The organism is Arthrobacter sp. Ms25 (genome assembly GCF_059090365.1).
On record NZ_JBNHFP010000001.1, the window covers coordinates 920222 to 937267 of the forward strand.

Sequence of the window (17046 nt, forward strand, 5' to 3'; positions counted from 1 at the left end):
GATCCTACTTGCCGAGGAACTTATCGAAGCCCTTGGGCAGGTTCAGCGAGGACGGGTCGAAGTCCGCGTCCTGGCCGCCGAAGGCGCTGCCGGTGGGAAGGGCCTTGCGGGCCCCTGCGGCCCGGGCCTCCGCGGCGGCGCGCTCCTGCGCGGCCTTGGCCGGGTTGCCGGATTTGGCCTTCTTCTTGCCCTTGGCTGCCTGCTGCTTCTTGCGCGCACCGCCGAAGCCGCCGGGTCCTGCCATGCCGGGCATGCCCGGGATGCCGCCGCCGGCTGCCATCTTCTTCATCATCTTCTGCGCCTGGGTGAAACGCTCCAGCAGGCCGTTGACCTCGGAGACGTGCACACCGGAACCGCGGGCGATGCGGGCGCGGCGGGAACCGTTGATGATCTTGGGGGCAACCCGTTCATGCGGGGTCATGGACCTGACAATGGCCTCCACCCGGTCGATTTCCCGCTCGTCGAAGTTTTCCAGCTGCTCACGCATGCCGGCGGCGCCGGGCATCATCATGAGCATCTTCTTCATGGAGCCCATCTTGCGGATCTGCTGCATCTGGGCGAGGAAGTCGTCGAGGGTGAAATCCTCCTGGTCGACGAACTTCTTCGCCATCCGGTTGGCTTCGTCCTTGTCCCAGGTCTGCTCGGCCTGTTCGATCAGGGACAGGACGTCGCCGAGGTCCAGGATGCGGCTGGCCATGCGGTCCGGGTGGAAGACCTCGAAGTCGGTCAGGCCCTCGCCGGTGGAGGCGAACATGATCGGCTTGCCGGTCACCGAGGCCACCGACAGTGCGGCGCCGCCGCGTGCGTCGCCGTCGAGCTTGGTGAGGACCACGCCGGTGAAGTTCACACCCTCGTTGAAGGCCTGGGCCGTGTTGACGGCATCCTGGCCGATCATGGCGTCAATGACGAACAGCACTTCGTCCGGGGTGATCGCGGCGCGGATGTCTGCTGCCTGCTGCATCAGTTCGGCGTCCACGCCCAGGCGGCCGGCGGTGTCGACAATGACGACGTCGTGCAGCTTGGTGCGTGCTTCCTCGACACCCTGGCGGGCAACGGCCACCGGGTCGCCCGTGGCTGCCTCGAATTCGGAGGAGACACCGGGGTGCGGAGCGTAGACGGGCACGCCGGCGCGTTCGCCGTTGACCTGCAGCTGGCGGACGGCGTTGGGGCGCTGCAGGTCCGCTGCGACCAGCAGCGGGCTGTGGCCCTGGGACTTCAGGTACTTGGAGAGCTTGCCGGCGAGGGTGGTCTTACCGGCGCCCTGCAGGCCCGCGAGCATGATGACGGTCGGCGGGTTCTTCGCCAGCCGCAGCCGCCGGGTCTCGCCGCCGAGGATGCCCTTGAGCTCCTCGTTCACGATCTTGACGACCTGCTGGCCCGGGTTCAGCGCCTGCGAGACCTCCAGGCCGAGGGCGCGTTCCTTGACGGAGGCAGCGAAGGCCCGCACCACGGGAACGGCGACGTCGGCGTCCAGCAGGGCGCGGCGGATCTCGCGTACGGTGCCGTCGACGTCGGCCTCGGTCAGCCGGCCCTTGCCGCGGAGGTTCTTGAAGGTTGAAGTCAACCGGTCAGACAGTGAATTGAACACGTGCCGCGCACTTCTTTCGTCAGTTCTTCGCCATGTTGGCAGGCCCAGCTGTTAAGGGTACCAAGCCGGTCCGGCTATTTGCCCCTCCCGCGTTACCTGCCCACGGCTGCCGCCCGGCCGGTGCTCCGGCCGGGCGGCAGGTTGCCCCTGGTTGTGGACCTACAGGGCGGAGTCCCCGCGTTCCCCCGTCCGGACCCGCAGGGCTTCCTCCACGTTCACCACCCAGACCTTGCCGTCACCGGCCCGTCCGGTGTTGGCGGTGGAGACCAGCACGTCCACAATGTCGTTGACCCAGTCATTGGCCACCAGGATTTCCACCCGGACCTTGGGCAGCAGGTCCACTGTGTATTCGGCGCCGCGGTATACCTCGGTGTGGCCGCGCTGGCGGCCGTACCCGTTGGCGGGGCTGACGGTCAGCCCCTGGACTCCGTAGCTCTCGAGGCTGCCGCGGACGTCGTCGAGCTTTTCCGGCCGGACAATAGCGGTTACGAGTTTCATGAGTTGACCGTCTCCTTAGTGGTGGTGCGTACCGTGTCCGGGAACGGGCTGAAGGAGCCGCCGGTGCCGAGTCCGCCGAATTCGTAGGCAGTTTCGGCATGTTCGCTCAGATCCACGCCGTTCACCTCGTCTTCCTCGGAGATCCGGAAGCCCATGGTCTTGTGGATCGCCAGCCCGATGGCCAGGGTCAGGACGGCGGAGAAGACAATGGCGATAGCGGCAGCCGCCGCCTGCGCGCCGAGCTGGCCGGGGCCGCCGCCGTAGAACAGGCCGCCTCCGGCGCCGTCGACCGGCAGGGCGATGAATCCGAGCGCGAGGGTCCCCGCGAGGCCGGCCACCAGATGCACGCCGACGACGTCCAGCGAATCGTCATAGCCGAGCCGGTATTTCAGTCCGATGGCCAGCGCGGACAGGACCCCGGAAACCAGGCCGAGTCCCACGGCTGCCAGGGGGCTGACGTTGGCGCAGGCCGGGGTGATGGCGACGAGTCCCGCGACGACGCCGGATGCTGCTCCCAGCGACGTGGCGCGGCCGTCGCGCACCCGTTCGGTCAGCAGCCAGCCCAGCATGGCGGCGGCCGGGGCGGCGAGGGTGTTGATCCAGATCAGGCCCGCTTCCTCGGCGGTGCCGGCGGCGCCTCCGTTGAACCCGAACCACCCGAACCACAGCAGTGCGGCTCCGAGCATGACGAACGGGATGTTGTGCGGGCGCTGGTTCGGATCCTTGCCGAAGCCCTTGCGCTTGCCGAGGATCAGGGCCAGGACCAGGCCGGCCACGCCGGCGTTGATGTGCACCACGGTGCCGCCGGCGAAGTCGATAGCTTCACCGACCACCGAGCCCACGGCGCCTTCGGCGCCGAGGAGGCCGCCGCCCCAGACCATGAAGGCCAGCGGGCAGTAGACCAGGGTGACCCAGACCGGGACGAAGACCACCCAGGCGCCGAACCGAGTCCGGTCCGCAACCGCACCGCTGATCAGCGCCACGGTAATGATTGCGAACGTTGCCCCGTACCCGGCAGTGATCAGGTCTTCTGCGCCGAGGATGTCCTGCAGCCCGAAGGAGGTGAAGGGATTGCCGAACAGCCCGGCGACGCCGTTCCCGCCCGTCATGGAGAAGCCCCAGAGGACCCAGACCACGCCGATGAGTCCGATCGACACAAAGCTCATCATCATCATGTTCAACGCGGCCTTGGCGCGGGTCATGCCGCCGTAAAAGAATGCCACGCCGGGCGTCATCAGCAGCACGAGCGCCGCCGAAATCATCACCCAGACGTGGCCTGCTGACAGATCCATCTTCACGTCCCTTCACAGTTCGCGGGCATCTCCCGCACAAGGAACTCTGCCGGGGCCAGATTTCCGGCCCGGCCCGGAGGTGTTGCCGGGAGGTTACAAACCCGGCATTCGCGTAAAAGGATCGTGACGGACATATTTCGCCCAGGTTTCACGTGCGGCCGCAGGGCACCCCTGGATCCGGTGGCTAGGATGAGGACACTTGTCTCACACCTCAAAGGACCATGCCCCGTGCCACACGCGAGCCCCGACCAGAACACTCCGGATCCGAAAAGACCACTACGACGCCGCACCAAGGTGCTGGCCGCCGTCGCCGGCGTAGCGCTTGTCGCCGCCGCCGCGGTGGCCGTGCCGCTCCTGCAGGAGAACACTGACTCCCCCGCAGCGGCGGCCCCCAGCGGAACACCGTTCACCGTCGAGGCGAAGCCGACGCTGCCGCCCGCGCCGGAGTTTACGTTCTACGAGCAGGCAGGCCCGCCTGCCGGCTCCCCGCTGAACCCGGTGGAACCGCTGAATATCAAGGTGGCGGGGGAAACGCTCGGCACGTCGCTTTCGCCCGGTCTGGTCGGCCTTTCACTGGAAGCAACCGACCTGGCGAATCCTGCGCTGGCCGGGGACAACCCGGAGATGGTCGAATCATTCTCCGGACTGGGCCGTCCGCTGCTGCGGTTCGGCGGCAACGCCGTGGACCGGCGCTTCTTCTGGACCTCCGCGGGAGAAGCCATTCCCGGAAACCTCACCGGAGACAAGGCCCATCCGGTCCGTGCGGTCACTCCGGCCGACCTGGAGCGCGTCAATACGCTGCTCGAGGCAGTGGACGGGCAGATCGCCCTGACGGTGGACCTGGGCAACTACGACCCGGCGCGTGCGGCGGACATGATGAAGTACGCCTCCGCGACGTTCGGCGAGCGCCTGGCCGGCGTCACCGTGGGCAACGAGCCCAACGGTTTCGCCAAAACGGGCCTGCGGGATGCCGACTACGGCATTGAGGACTACCTGACGGAGCTGAAGGCCTACGCCGAGGCGATTTACGCCGTCGCCCCCGAGGTGCCGATTGTGGGCCCGGGCACGTACGAGGAATCCTGGTGGGGTCCGTTTGCCGAAGCGGAGCTGCCGCAGGAGAAGATCCTGTCCTTCCATTACTACCCGCTCTCCTCCTGCGACGCCGGTGATCCCTACGGCGAGCCGGTGCTGGCCAACCTGACGGCGCAGCGGATCCATGAGCATTCCAACGGGTACCGGACCGCCGGGCTGGAAGCAGCAGCCCCCGCGGGCCTGGAGACCTGGATTCCGGAAACCGGCATCTCCGCCTGCCCCGGCTCCAACGAAACCACCAAGACCCATGCCTCTGCCCTGTGGAGCGCCGACTACGCGCTGAGCGCCGCGCAGCTGGGGATTCAACGCGTCAGCTTCCACAGCTCACTGCTGACCTGCACGGGCGGCCCGCCCATGTCCGCCATTTGCTTTGGCGGGGCCTACCTCCAGCCCAACGGCATAGTGGATGAGCGCGCCAACTACTACGGACTTTCTCTGGTTGCCGAAATGGAGCCGGGCGATTTCCTGAAGCTGGACGCCAACGAGGCCGGGCTCGCCTACCCGTATGCGGTGCGCCACGCGGACGGCAGCATCAGCGTGGTGGTGGTGAACAACCACAACCCCGAGACCGATGCCCAGACCGAGGTCACCCTGGAGCTGCCCGGACAGCCGCTGACCGGGACCATGACCCAGCTGACCGGCCCGTCCTATGCTGCCGAGGACGGCACACTGATCGACGGGCAGGCAGCGGAGGGCACCCCGGCCGCCGAACGGCTGACCGTCCCCGGGTTCGAGTACGGTTCGGCCACCCAGACATTCCCGCTGACCGCCGGAACCGTCACGGTCCTGAACTTCACGTTCTAACCCGGCGGTTCCGTCCAACAGCAAAGGACCCCGTACTTTCGCAAGCACGGGGTCCTTTTGGCTGTCCGGAGCGGAACAGTGCCTAGCTCAGCAGGGCGTCCACGAAGCTCTCGGCCTCGAACGGTGCCAGGTCATCCGCACCCTCGCCCAGGCCGACCAGCTTCACCGGCACGCCCAAGGTGCGCTGGATCGCGACGACGATCCCGCCCTTGGCGGTGCCGTCCAGCTTGGTCAGGACAATGCCGGAGATGTTGACGACCTCGGCGAAGACCTTCGCCTGGGTCAGGCCGTTCTGCCCCGTGGTGGCGTCCAGGACCAGCAGGACCTCGTCCACCGCGGCCTGCTTTTCAATGACGCGCTTGACCTTGCCAAGCTCGTCCATCAGGCCGACCTTGTTCTGCAGGCGTCCGGCGGTATCCACCAGCACCACGTCCACGTCGCCTTCGATGCCGGCCTTGACCGCCTCGAACGCGACGGAGGCGGGGTCGGCGCCGTCGACGTCGGAACGCACGGTGGGCACGCCCACCCGCTGTCCCCAGGTGGCCAGCTGTTCGGCGGCTGCGGCGCGGAAGGTGTCGGCCGCACCGAGCAGCACATCCTTGTCTTCGGCCACCAGCACACGGGCGAGCTTGCCCACGGTGGTGGTCTTGCCGACGCCGTTGACGCCTACGACCATGACGATCGCGGGGGTATCGGCGTGGCGGGTCACGGCCAGGGAGCGGTCCATGGTCGGATCCACCAGCTTGATCAGTTCCTCGCGGAGCATCGCGTGGACTTCCTGCGGGTCCTGGCTGCCGGACACCTTGACCCGGCGGCGCAGGGCATCGACGAGTTCCATGGTGGGTTCGGTGCCAAGGTCGGCAAGGAGGAGGGTCTCCTCGATCTCGTCCCAGACGTCTTCATCGATGGTGTCGCGGGAAAGCAGCGCGAGCAGCGCCTTGCCCAGCGCGTTGTTGGACTTTGCCAGCCGGGCGCGCAGCCGGGCCAGGCGGCCCTGCACCGGTTCGGGTGTCTCGATGGCCGGCTTTTCGGGAGCCGGTGCCGGGGCGGCGGGGGCTTCCTCCAGGTCGCGCAGGTCATCCGGAACAACGACGTCGGTCTCCCCCGGCGGTGCCTCAAGGGTGTCGGTGCCGCCGCCGGTTCCGGTGACCGGATCGTTGGCGTCCCGGCGGGTGGGGTACATGCTCTTGGGTGTACGCCGGGTCCGTACCAGCAGTGTTGCGGAGAAGCCGATCACGGCGATCGCAACAAGGACATAGATCACTATCGAAAGGGTCTCATTCACGCCTCCAAGCTTCTCACACGCTGCTCATCCGTTCCCCGGGAATCTGAGACAATCGCCTTATCATGGTGAGCTCCCCCAAAATCCGAATCCCCCAGGAAATCCAGGTCCTTATCGCGGCCGCCTTCGTCATAGCCCTCGGCTTTGGCCTGGTGGCACCGGTACTGCCGCAGTTTGCGCAGAGTTTCGACGTCGGCGTCACGGCTTCCGCCGTCATCGTCAGCGCGTTCGCGTTCACCCGGCTGGTGTTCGCCCCTGCCGGCGGCGTGCTGCTGGAAAAGCTCGGCGAGCGTCCGGTGTACATTGCCGGCCTGCTGATCGTGGCCCTGTCCACCGCAGCCTGCGCCTTTGCCCAGAGCTACTGGCAGCTGCTGGTCTTCCGCGGCCTGGGCGGCATCGGTTCCACCATGTTCACCATCTCGGCCATGGCGCTGATCATCCGGCTCGCCCCTCCGGAGATCCGGGGCCGGGTTTCCGGAGCCTATGCCTCCTCCTTCCTGCTCGGGAATATCGGCGGCCCGCTGCTCGGCGGCCTGCTGGCCGGATTCGGACTGCGCATCCCCTTCCTGGTCTACGCAGCCGCGCTGGTGCTGGCCGCCGGCGTCGTCTTCCTCCGGTTGAAAGACGCACGCCCGGTGGCCGGACCCGATGACACCAAGCCTGCGGCGCTTCCGGTACTGACCGTCACGGAGGCACTGCGCGATCCGACCTACCGGGCGTCCCTGGTGTCCTCCTTCGCCAACGGCTGGTCCTCGTTCGGTGTCCGTAATGCCCTGGTCCCGCTGTTCGCCGCCGCGGCGCTGTCCGCCGGACCGGAGGTGGCAGGCATTTCCCTGACCGCCTTCGCCGTCGGCACCGCCGTCGTCCTGACCTTCTCCGGCCGCCTGGCCGACAGCTGGGGCCGCAAGCCGCTGGCCCTCATCGGACTGGCCGTCAATGCCGTCGCCACCGCGCTGATGGGCTTCAGCTCCAGCGTGCCGGAGTTCCTGATCATCTCCGTCATCGCCGGCACGGGTACCGGGCTGCTCAATCCCTCCCAGCAGGCTGCGGTGAGTGACATCATCGGCAACGGACGCAGCGGCGGCAAGGTCCTGGCCACCTTCCAGATGGCCAGCGACACCGGGGCGATTGCCGGGCCCATCCTGGCCGGCATGCTCGCCGATTCGCTCGGCTACTCGTGGGCGTTCGGTGTCACCGGCGCCATTGCCGCAATGGGGTTCGTCGCCTGGCTGACCGCGCGGGAGACCCTGCCCGCACGGAAAGCGGCCCCCGCCCCTACTACCATCGAGGAATGAAGCCTTTCCTGCTCCTGGCCACCCGTGCCGAAGATGACGCCGCCGACGAGGAATACGCCTCCTTCCTCCGTTTCGGCGGGCTCGCCGAGGAGCAGCTGCACCGGGTCCGGCTTGAAGCCGGCCCGCTGCCGCCGGTGGACCTGGAGAACTACAGCGGCGTGATCGTGGGCGGCGGGCCGTTCAACTCCAGCGACCCGGAGGAGTCCAAGTCCCCCGTCCAGATACGCGTGGAAGCAGACATGTCCGCGCTCCTGGACGACGTCGTGGCCCGCGACTTTCCGTTCTTCGGCGCCTGTTACGGGGTGGGCACGCTGGGCCGGCACCAGGGGGCGACGGTGGACCGGAGCTACGGTGAGCCGGTGGGACCGGTCGAGGTCCGGCTCACGCCCGAAGGCCGCCGGGACCCGCTCCTGGACGGTGTTCCGGATACCTTCGCCGCGTATGTGGGGCACAAGGAGGCCGTTGCCCAGCTGCCGCCGCATGCAGTGAACCTCGCCGGCTCGGACACCTGTCCGGTGCAGATGTTCCGGGTGAAATCCAACCTCTATGCCACCCAGTTCCATCCCGAACTGGACGTGGCCGGACTGCTGACCCGCATCTCCGTGTACCGGCACGCCGGCTATTTCCAGCCCGAGGAGGCGGAGACAGTGATGGACGCGGTCCGGGGATCGGCCGTGCACGTACCCCCGCGCGTGCTGCGCAACTTCGTCAGCAGGTACGCGGCCTAGGCCTCCTGCACGGCGGAGTCCCGCGCGCGGTCGATCCGCTGGCTGATGACTGTGGACACGCCGTCGCCGCGCATGGTCACGCCGTACAGCGCGTCTGCGACCTCCATGGTCCGCTTCTGGTGCGTGATGACAATCAGCTGGCTGGACTCGCGCAGCTCCTCGAAGATCGTGAGCAGCCGGCCCAGGTTCGTGTCATCCAGGGCGGCTTCCACCTCGTCCATCACGTAGAACGGTGAGGGCCGGGCCTTGAAGATGGCCACCAGCAGGGCCACCGCCGTCAGGGACCGTTCACCGCCAGAGAGCAGGGACAGCCGTTTGATCTTCTTGCCGGCGGGCCGGGCCGTGACTTCGACGCCGGTGGTCAGCATGTTCTCCGGATCGGTCAGCACCAGGCGGCCTTCCCCGCCCGGGAACAGTGTTGCGAACACTTTCTGGAACTGCTCCGCGGTGTCCCGGTAGGCGGCGGTGAAGACTTCCTCCACCCGGCGGTCCACGTCGGCAATGATGTCCAGCAGGTCCTTGCGGGTGGCCTTGAGGTCTTCCAGCTGGGTGGAGAGGAACCGGTGGCGTTCCTCCAGTGCGGCAAATTCCTCCAGCGCCAGGGGGTTGACCTTCCCCAATGCGGCGAGGTCCCGTTCGGCCCGTTTCAGCCGTTTCTCCTGCTCGGCCCGCACATACGGCATCCCCTCCGTGCGCGGATTGCCGTCCTCGTCCACCGGTGTGCGCAGGGCAGCCCACTTGTCGCCGCTGGCCGGTTCAACCGGCACCGGAACAGGTTGGTCCGGACCGAAATTCGCCACCAGGTGCTCGGCCGTCATGCCCAGTTCCTCGAGGGCACGGGCTTCGAGGGCTTCGATGCGCAGGCGCTGCTGGGCACGGGCAAGTTCGTCGCGGTGGACCGAATCCGTGAGCCGGGCCAGTTCGGCCGCGGCCTCGGTGACGGCGCTGCGCACTGCCGCCAGCTCGGCGTCCCGGGCGGCGCGGTTTTCCTCGACCCGGGTCCGTTCCGCGGCTGCCAGCGCGAGGGAAACCTCCACGTGGTCCAGCACGGTTTCGGCTGCCGCGCCCACGGCGGCGGCCCGGGCACGCTCCCGCGCCCTGCGCCGTGCACGTTCGGCGGCGGCAGCCCGTTCGCGGCGTTCGGCCTGCGCAGCACGTTCGAGGGATTCGGCGCGTCCGGCCACGGCCTTGAGCTGCTCTTCAGCCGAGCGCAGCCCCAGCCTGGCCTCCGTTTCCGCCTGCCGGGCGGAGGCTGCGGCGAGCGCCAGGGCGTCGCGCCGTTCGGCGGACGGTTCCTCCTGGTGCCCTTCGCCGGCTGCGGCCAGCCGCTCCGTGACGGCAGCCAGTTGCGCTTCCTCCGCCAGGACATTGGCTTCGGCGGACTTCAACAGGGAGGTAAGCCTTTCGGCCTCTCCCGCGGCAGCACGCAGGGCGGAACCCAGGGTGCCGAGCCGTTCGGCAACGGCGGCGAGCCGCGCGTCGGACTCATGCAGCGCCGCCAGGGCCGCGTTTGCCCGCACCCGGCAGGCTTCGACCCGTGCGGCGGCGGCTCCGATGCCGGCGCCGGCTTCCTCCGCCCGGGTCCGTGCTGCCGCCAGCCGGGCATCGGTGTCCTCCACGGCTGCCTGCAGTTCGAGCAGGCCCGGCGCCGAGACGGACCCGCCGCGGACGCTGAAGGAGGACAGGACGTCGCCGTCCGCTGTCACCGCGGTGGCCTCCGGAGCGGCAGTCACCAGCTTTACCGCCGCTTCCAGGTCGGCAACGGCCACCGCATTTCCCAGCAGGGTGTCCAGCACGGCCTGCACCTCGGCAGCGGCGTCCACCAGCGAGAGCACCGGCACCGCACCGGCGGGTAGATCGGCGGACGGTTCCGCGCCGGGCACGGATGTGCCGCCCAGCAGCAGTTCCGCCTGGCCCTCCCCGGCGTCCTTCAGGTGCTGCAGGGCGCGGGCGGCAGCGGCGAGATCCGTGGCGGTCAGGGCTTCCGCGGCCGTTCCCAGGGCGGCAGCCACCGTGCGTTCCCGGCCGGGCTGAACACTGATTCGATCCGCGAGCGGCGCCAGCACCCCGTCCAGGCCGGCGTTGTGCAGGAAGGTGCTGCCGTCACGCCGGTCCAGGCCGACGGCGAGCGCTTCCCGCCGCGCCGAGAGGTTCTCCGCCTCGCGGAGGGCATCCTGCCGGGCCTGCTTCAGCAGCTGCAGTGCCTCTTCCGCCTCCTCCTGCGCCGCCTGCGCGTCTTCATACTCGGCATCCAGGTCCGCTTCGCCGGCTTCAGCACCTGCGGCGGAGCCCTGCACCTGCTCGAACTCTTCCTGTGCACGCGTGCGCCGTTCCTCGGCGGCGGCGATGGAAGCACGCAACCTGCCCGCTTCGGACTGCGCCGAGGCCACCCGTGAGCGGGCGGCATCCACGGACCCGGCCAGCCGGGCCAGGCCTTCGCGCCGGTCCGCGGCGGCGCGCAGCAGCTCCGCGTAGCGCTTCTCTTCGGCAGCTGCCTCCTCTTCGGCGGCGGCACGGATTTCCACGGCATCCTGCAGCCGTGCCCGCCGGTCCTCGAGGTCCGTTTCCAGGGCGGCGGCTTCCGCGCGCACCCGGTCCGCCGAGGCCTGCAGCTGTTCAGGGTCCCGGCCGCTGCCGGCGGCCGGTTCCGCAGCACCCAGCAGGCGGGCGCGTTCGGCCGCGAGTGCGGCCAGGGAACGGAACCGCTCCTGCAGGGAGGACAGCTCGTACCAGGTGTCGCGGGCGGCGTTCAGCTGCGGGGCGGCCTCAGCGGCCTGCGCTTCCAGGGCCGCCTGGCGTTGCCGGCCGCCGGTCACTGCGGCTTCAACCTCGTCCCGGCGGGCCTTCAGGGCGTTTTCGTCCGCGGTTTCCTTGTGCCAGGCGGCAGTCAGGGTGGCCAGGTCATCGGCCAGCAGGCGTGAGCGGGCGTCCCGGACATCCTGCTGCACCGTCTTGGCCCGGCGGGCGACGGCGGCCTGTTTCCCCAGCGGACCGAGCTGTCGGCGCAGTTCCGCCGTGAGATCCGTCACCCGGGCCAGGTTGGCCTGCATCGCGTCGAGTTTGCGCAGGGTTTTTTCCTTGCGCCGGCGGTGCTTGAGGATGCCCGCGGCCTCTTCGATGAAGCCCCGCCGTTCCTCGGGACCCGCATGCAGCACCCTGTCCAGCTGGCCCTGTCCCACGATGACGTGCATCTCGCGGCCCAGGCCGGAGTCGGAGAGCAGTTCCTGGATGTCCAGCAGGCGGCACGGGGCACCGTTGATGGCGTATTCCGAACCTCCGGCGCGGAAGAGCGTGCGCGAGATGGTGACTTCGGAGTATTCAATCGGCAGCGCGCCGTCGGCGTTGTCGATGGTCAACGACACCTGGGCCCGGCCCAGCGCCGCGCGGCCGGAGGTGCCGGAGGTGCCCGCGAAAATGACGTCTTCCATTTTGCCGCCGCGCAGGGTCTTGGCGCCCTGCTCCCCCATCACCCAGGCCAGGGCATCCACGACGTTGGATTTTCCTGATCCGTTGGGACCCACCACCGCCGTGACACCGGGTTCGAACTCAAAGGTGGTGGCCGATGCGAAGGACTTGAATCCTCGCATGGTCAGGGTCTTCAGATGCACGGGTGTTAATCTCTCCTACCGGGGTTGATTCCTTAAATCTACGCGGTTAGCGTCGAAATTCCGCTCTACTCGGAGAGCGTAATCGGGCTTTTCCCTGCGGATTCGCGGGCCCGGTAAGTAGGCTTCTAGATGAGTCATATGATTTTAGGGCGTGGATGCAGGCTTCACGGCGGCCGCCAGCGCGATAGGTCCAGCAGCAGACAAGGCAGGCATTTTGACCGGGAACTTCAACTTCCAGCACTCGAACTCGGCCATCCTCAGCGTGAACAGCGTTGAAGCTCCGGTGGTGATGAGTTCCAGCGAATTCGACGAGCGTCTCCAGCCCTCGCTCAAGCGGCTGCGGCTTTCCAAGCGCCTGCTGGAGCGGGTGGCCGGCGTCAGCGAGCGGCGCTGGTGGGCGCCGGGCACCGCATTCGACGACGGCGCCATCGAAGCCGGGGCGAAGGCCCTGGCCGAAGCCGGCATCGAGGCCTCCGAGATCGGGCTGCTCATCAACACCTCGGTGACCCGCCGGAACCTGGAGCCCTCCGTGGCCGTGAAGATCCACAACGGCCTGGGCCTGCCCTCCTCCGCCATGAACTTCGACCTGGCCAACGCCTGCCTGGGCTTCGTCAACGGCATCACCCTGGCGTCCAACATGATCGACTCCGGGCAGATCAACTATGCCCTGATCGTGGCCGGCGAGGATTCCCAGGGGGTGCAGGAAGCCACCTTTGACCGGCTCAACGCCCCCGATTCCACGCGCGAGGACTACCTGCGCGAATTCGCCACCCTGACCCTGGGCTCCGGTGCAGCCGCCGCCGTCATCGGCCGGGCGGACCGGCATCCCGGCTCGCACCGCATCCTCGGCGGCGTCTCCCGCGCCGGCACCCAGCACCACGAACTCTGCGTGGGCGGCATCGACGGCATGTACACCGACACCAAGGGCCTGCTGGACGGCGGCCTGGAACTCGTGGTGGACGCCTGGCATGAAGCGCACGGCAACGGCTGGGACTGGTCCGGCATGGACCGCTACGTCACCCACCAGGTGTCCAACTCCTACACCAACGCCATCATCAAGGCCGTGGACCTGGAGCGGAGCCGGGTGCCGATCACGTTCCCGAACTGGGGCAACGTGGGTCCGGCGTCTTTGCCGATGACCCTGGCCCAGGAGTCGCGGTCCCTGAACCCGGGCGACCGGGTGCTGTGCATGGGCGTGGGCTCCGGCCTGAACACCACCATGATGGAGATTGCGTGGTAGAGGAGCTTTGGCCCGGCGTTTCCCCCGCCTGGTCCACGTTTGTCCACGTTCCCTCCACTGCCGCCGTCGACGTTCCCGGCACGGTCCGCAAGTGGCACATCCTCGATAACGGTCCCGACCTGGCCGCCGCAGGGGTGGAACCGGTAGGAACCCTGCTCTGCGTGCACGGCAACCCCACCTGGTCCTACCTGTGGCGCACGCTGCTGGCTGCCGGAGCGTCCGCCGACAAGCCGTGGCGCGTGGTAGCCGTGGACCAGCTGGACATGGGCTTCTCCGAACGCACCGGCACCTTCCGGAGGCTGGAGGACCGGATCGCCGACCTCGGCAACCTCACCGACACGCTGGGAATCACCGGCCCGGTCGTGACCGTCGGCCATGACTGGGGCGGCGTCATCTCCCTGGGCTGGGCACTGCGGCACCGCCGCCAGCTTGCCGGCGTGGTGCTGACCAACACCGCGGTGCACCCGGCGGGATATTCGCTGCCGCCGGCCCTGAAGCTGGCCCTGCATCCGGCCGTGCATCCCTGGGGTACGCGCAGCACCGATGCCTTTATCCGCGTCACGCATTCCCTGGCGCAGCCTGCCCTGGCCGCGCCGGTCCGCGAAGCATTCGCACTCCCGTACCGCAGTGCTGCCCGCCGGCACGGGGTGGCGAACTTCGTTGCCGACATTCCCGCCGTCGAGACCCATCCGAGCTGGCGCACGCTGAACACGGTCGCCGAAGGCATCCGCAGGCTCAATGTTCCCTCGCTGGTCCTCTGGGGACCCAAGGACCCGGTCTTCTCCGACCGCTACCTGCGCGACCTGCTGGACCGGCTTCCGACTTCCTCCGTGCACCGGTTTGAAGGTGCCGGGCACCTGCTGCCCGAAGATGTCGATATCGCCTCCCCTGTTTTCTCCTGGCTGCAGACCGCTGTGGAAGAGCCGGTCGCCAAGACGGCTCCCCGCAGCGCCGGCGTCTTCCGGCCCATGCTGGCGGAACTGGACGAACGTGCCGCGGATTCCACGGCCGCCGTCGTCGACATGGCTCCGCTGGGCGGCGACGGCGCGGCTGCCGGGCCGCGCACCCTCTCCTGGGCCGGGCTTGCCGAACGCGTCAATGCCCTCGCAGCCGGACTCGCCGCCGCCGGTGTACGTCCCGGCACCCGGGTGAACCTGCTGGTGCCGCCCGGCATTGAACTGACCTCGCTGATCTACGCCTGCCTGCGCCTGAACGCCGTCATTGTGGTGGCCGACGCCGGGCTGGGCACCAAGGGCCTCGGCCGGGCCATCAAGGGTGCCGGCCCGTCCTTCCTCATCGGCATCGACCGTGCCCTCATCGGGGCCCGCGCCTTCGGCTGGCCGGGTACGCGGATCAGCGTTTCCACCCTGTCTCCGGCCCGCAAACGCCTGCTCGGCGTGAAGCACTCCGTCGAGGAGCTCATCGCGGACGGCACAGCGGCCGAGGTGCCGTGGTACCCTGCGGAGCCCGACGCCGACGCCGCCGTTCTCTTCACCTCCGGCTCCACCGGACCGGCCAAGGGCGTGGTCTACACGCACCGGCAGCTGGCCGCGATGCGTGATGCCATCAAGGACACCTACAACCTGCGGGCCGGCACCTCCCTGGTGGCGGGCTTCGCGCCGTTTGCCCTGCTGGGTCCCGCGCTGGGCGCCACGTCGGTGACACCGGACATGGACGTCACCTCGCCGCGCACCCTGACCGCCGCCGCCCTGGCCGATGCTGCAGTAGCCGTGGACGCCACCACGATTTTCGCGTCTCCGGCAGCACTGACCAACGTACTGGCGACGTCCGGGGCACTGGACGCGACGCAGCGGGCCGCGCTGGCACAGGTGGAACTGCTGCTTTCCGCCGGCGCACCGATTGCGGAGCCGCTCCTGGCCCAGGTGCAGGACCTGGTGCCGAAGGCATCCCTGCACACCCCCTACGGTATGACGGAAGCACTGCCGGTCACGGACATCAGCCTTGAAGGCATCCGTGCTGCCGGGTCCGGCAATGGTGTCTGCGTCGGCAGTGCGGTGTCCGGCGCCGAGGTGGCTATCGCCGAAGTCTTCCCGGACGGGTCGGTGGGCGATAAGCCCTTGACCGTCGCGAACCGCACCGGAGAGATCCTGGTCAGCGCTCCGCACGTCAAGGACCGCTACGACCGGCTGTGGATCACGGAAAGTGCCAGCTCGTCCATCGACGGCTGGCACCGTACCGGCGATGTCGGGCATTTCGACGACGAGGGCCGGCTGTGGGTCGAGGGCCGTCTCGGGCACATCCTCACCACTGCGGACGGTGTCCGGACGCCGGTGGCTGCGGAACAGGCGGCCGAGGCGGTCGATGGCGTGAGCCGTGCCGCACTGGTCGGCGTCGGACCTGCCGGAGCGCAGGTTCCCGTGGCCGTGGTGGAGACCGATCCTCCCGCACGGCGGGCCGGGACCCCGGCTTCCGGGCTCACGTCCGCTGTTCGGTCCCGCGTGGCTGAGCTGGTCGGCATGGACCTGGCGGCGGTGCTGGTGCTGCCGCAGATGCCCACCGATATCCGGCACAACTCCAAGATCGACCGTTCGGCGCTGGCTGACTGGGCATCCCGCCTGCTGGCAGGCGGCCCGGTACCCCGCCTCGGGAAGGGCAAGCGGTGAGCGCCCTGCCCCCGCACAATGTCCTGGTCACCGGTGCGAGCGGCCTGCTGGGCGGTGCCGTCGCGGACCTGCTGGAAGCCAAGGGCCACAGGGTGCGCACCTTCCAGCGCCGTCCCGGAGTGCCCGGCCGGGAGTCCGTTGCCGGGTCCGTGGCTGATGCTGCTGCCGCTGCCCGCGCCGTCGACGGGATGGACGCCGTCATCCATCTCGCCGCGAAGGTCTCCTTCACCGGCGAGTGGCACGAGTTCGAGGAAACCAACATCCGCGGGACGCAGGTCCTGCTCCAGGCGGCGCAGGCTGCCGGCGTCCGCGACGTCGTCTTCGTGTCCTCCCCGTCGGTGGCGCATTTCGGCGAACCGATTGCCGGTGCCGGTGCCGGCACCGCTGATCCGGCCCGGGCCCGCGGTTTCTATGCCGCATCCAAAGCCGAGGCTGAGCTGATTGCGCTCGGGCAGAATTCGCCCGCCTTCCGCGTGACTGCCATCCGGCCGCACATCGTCTGGGGCCCCGGCGACACGCAGCTGGTGGAGCGCGTGATTGACCGTGCCCGGTCCGGCCGCCTGCCGCTGCTCGATGCCGGTGCCGCCCTGATCGACACGACGTATATCGATAATGCGGCAGCCGCCATTGTCCGTGGATTGGAGCGGATGGATACCGCTTCCGGCCGTGCCCTCGTGGTGACGAACGGTCAGCCGCGTCCGGTGGGCGAACTGATTGCCGGTATCTGTGCGGCCGCAGGTGTGGCGGCGCCGGGCTGGAGCGTGCCGGGAAAGGTTGCGCGCGGCGCGGGAAGCCTGATCGAACGGGCCTGGCTGAAGGCCGGACAGCGGGGACTGGTTCATGACGAACCGCCCATGACACGTTTCCTGGCCGAGCAGCTCTCCACGTCGCACTGGTTTGACCAGCGGGAAACCCGTGAAGTCCTGGACTGGACTCCGGAAGTGACGATTGAAGAGGGCATGCTCCAGCTTGCCCGGCACTACTCCTAGGATGAT

The 17046-nt window shown here is 68.6% G+C and carries 11 protein-coding genes; 6 read left to right on the forward strand and 5 right to left on the reverse strand.

Features of this window, described 5'->3' with window-relative positions; genetic code table 11:
• Nucleotides 1-4 precede the first annotated feature (4 nt).
• The 3 genes from ffh to AC5RT8_RS04350 form a co-directional block, all read right to left on the reverse strand.
• Nucleotides 5-1588 (reverse strand): signal recognition particle protein, encoded by a 1584-nt coding sequence (gene ffh, locus AC5RT8_RS04340; RefSeq protein ID WP_494094446.1) that lies wholly within the window; start codon nucleotides 1586-1588, stop codon nucleotides 5-7.
• Between the two features lie 159 nt (nucleotides 1589-1747).
• Nucleotides 1748-2086 (reverse strand): P-II family nitrogen regulator, encoded by a 339-nt coding sequence (locus tag AC5RT8_RS04345; RefSeq protein ID WP_494094447.1) that lies wholly within the window; start codon nucleotides 2084-2086, stop codon nucleotides 1748-1750.
• Nucleotides 2083-3378, reverse strand: a complete 1296-nt coding sequence (locus tag AC5RT8_RS04350) for an ammonium transporter (protein ID WP_494094448.1) — start codon at nucleotides 3376-3378, stop codon at nucleotides 2083-2085. Before AC5RT8_RS04350 ends, AC5RT8_RS04345 begins: the two co-directional genes overlap by 4 nt.
• A 228-nt stretch (nucleotides 3379-3606) precedes the next feature.
• Between AC5RT8_RS04350 and AC5RT8_RS04355 the strand changes: the two genes are divergently transcribed.
• Complete coding sequence (locus tag AC5RT8_RS04355; protein ID WP_494094449.1) at nucleotides 3607-5274, forward strand: hypothetical protein; 1668 nt, start codon at nucleotides 3607-3609, stop codon at nucleotides 5272-5274.
• 82 nt (nucleotides 5275-5356) lie between these two features.
• Here AC5RT8_RS04355 and ftsY read toward each other — a convergent pair whose 3' ends face one another.
• Entirely contained in the window at nucleotides 5357-6559 is a 1203-nt protein-coding gene (gene ftsY, locus AC5RT8_RS04360; RefSeq protein WP_494094450.1) for a signal recognition particle-docking protein FtsY, read from the reverse strand.
• 62 nt (nucleotides 6560-6621) lie between these two features.
• Here ftsY and AC5RT8_RS04365 point away from each other — a divergent pair, with 62 nt between their 5' ends.
• The gene (locus tag AC5RT8_RS04365) at nucleotides 6622-7851 is read left to right on the forward strand and encodes an MFS transporter (protein WP_494094451.1); all 1230 of its coding nucleotides are present in this window, start codon (nucleotides 6622-6624) and stop codon (nucleotides 7849-7851) included.
• Nucleotides 7848-8579, forward strand: coding sequence for a glutamine amidotransferase (locus AC5RT8_RS04370; RefSeq protein ID WP_494094452.1), 732 nt, complete (start codon nucleotides 7848-7850; stop codon nucleotides 8577-8579). Before AC5RT8_RS04365 ends, AC5RT8_RS04370 begins: the two co-directional genes overlap by 4 nt.
• Here the strand turns inward: AC5RT8_RS04370 and smc are convergent.
• Nucleotides 8576-12187: a chromosome segregation protein SMC gene (gene smc / locus AC5RT8_RS04375; RefSeq protein WP_494094453.1), complete on the reverse strand. Its 3612-nt coding sequence runs from the start codon at nucleotides 12185-12187 to the stop codon at nucleotides 8576-8578. The two genes, AC5RT8_RS04370 and smc, sit on opposite strands and share 4 nt — an antisense overlap.
• Before the next feature lie 214 nt (nucleotides 12188-12401).
• On the opposite strand from smc, the gene AC5RT8_RS04380 reads away from it, so the two are divergent.
• From AC5RT8_RS04380 to AC5RT8_RS04390, 3 genes are read left to right on the forward strand one after another with little or no spacing between them, the layout of a single operon-like run.
• Nucleotides 12402-13427, forward strand: coding sequence for a 3-oxoacyl-ACP synthase III (locus AC5RT8_RS04380; protein ID WP_494094454.1), 1026 nt, complete (start codon nucleotides 12402-12404; stop codon nucleotides 13425-13427).
• On the forward strand, nucleotides 13421-16051 hold the full coding sequence (locus AC5RT8_RS04385; protein ID WP_494094455.1) for an alpha/beta fold hydrolase: 2631 nt from the start codon (nucleotides 13421-13423) through the stop codon (nucleotides 16049-16051). The genes AC5RT8_RS04380 and AC5RT8_RS04385 overlap by 7 nt, the downstream gene beginning before the upstream one ends.
• Nucleotides 16048-17040, forward strand: a complete 993-nt coding sequence (locus AC5RT8_RS04390; protein WP_494094456.1) for an NAD-dependent epimerase/dehydratase family protein — start codon at nucleotides 16048-16050, stop codon at nucleotides 17038-17040. Before AC5RT8_RS04385 ends, AC5RT8_RS04390 begins: the two co-directional genes overlap by 4 nt.
• Nucleotides 17041-17046: the final 6 nt, after the last annotated feature.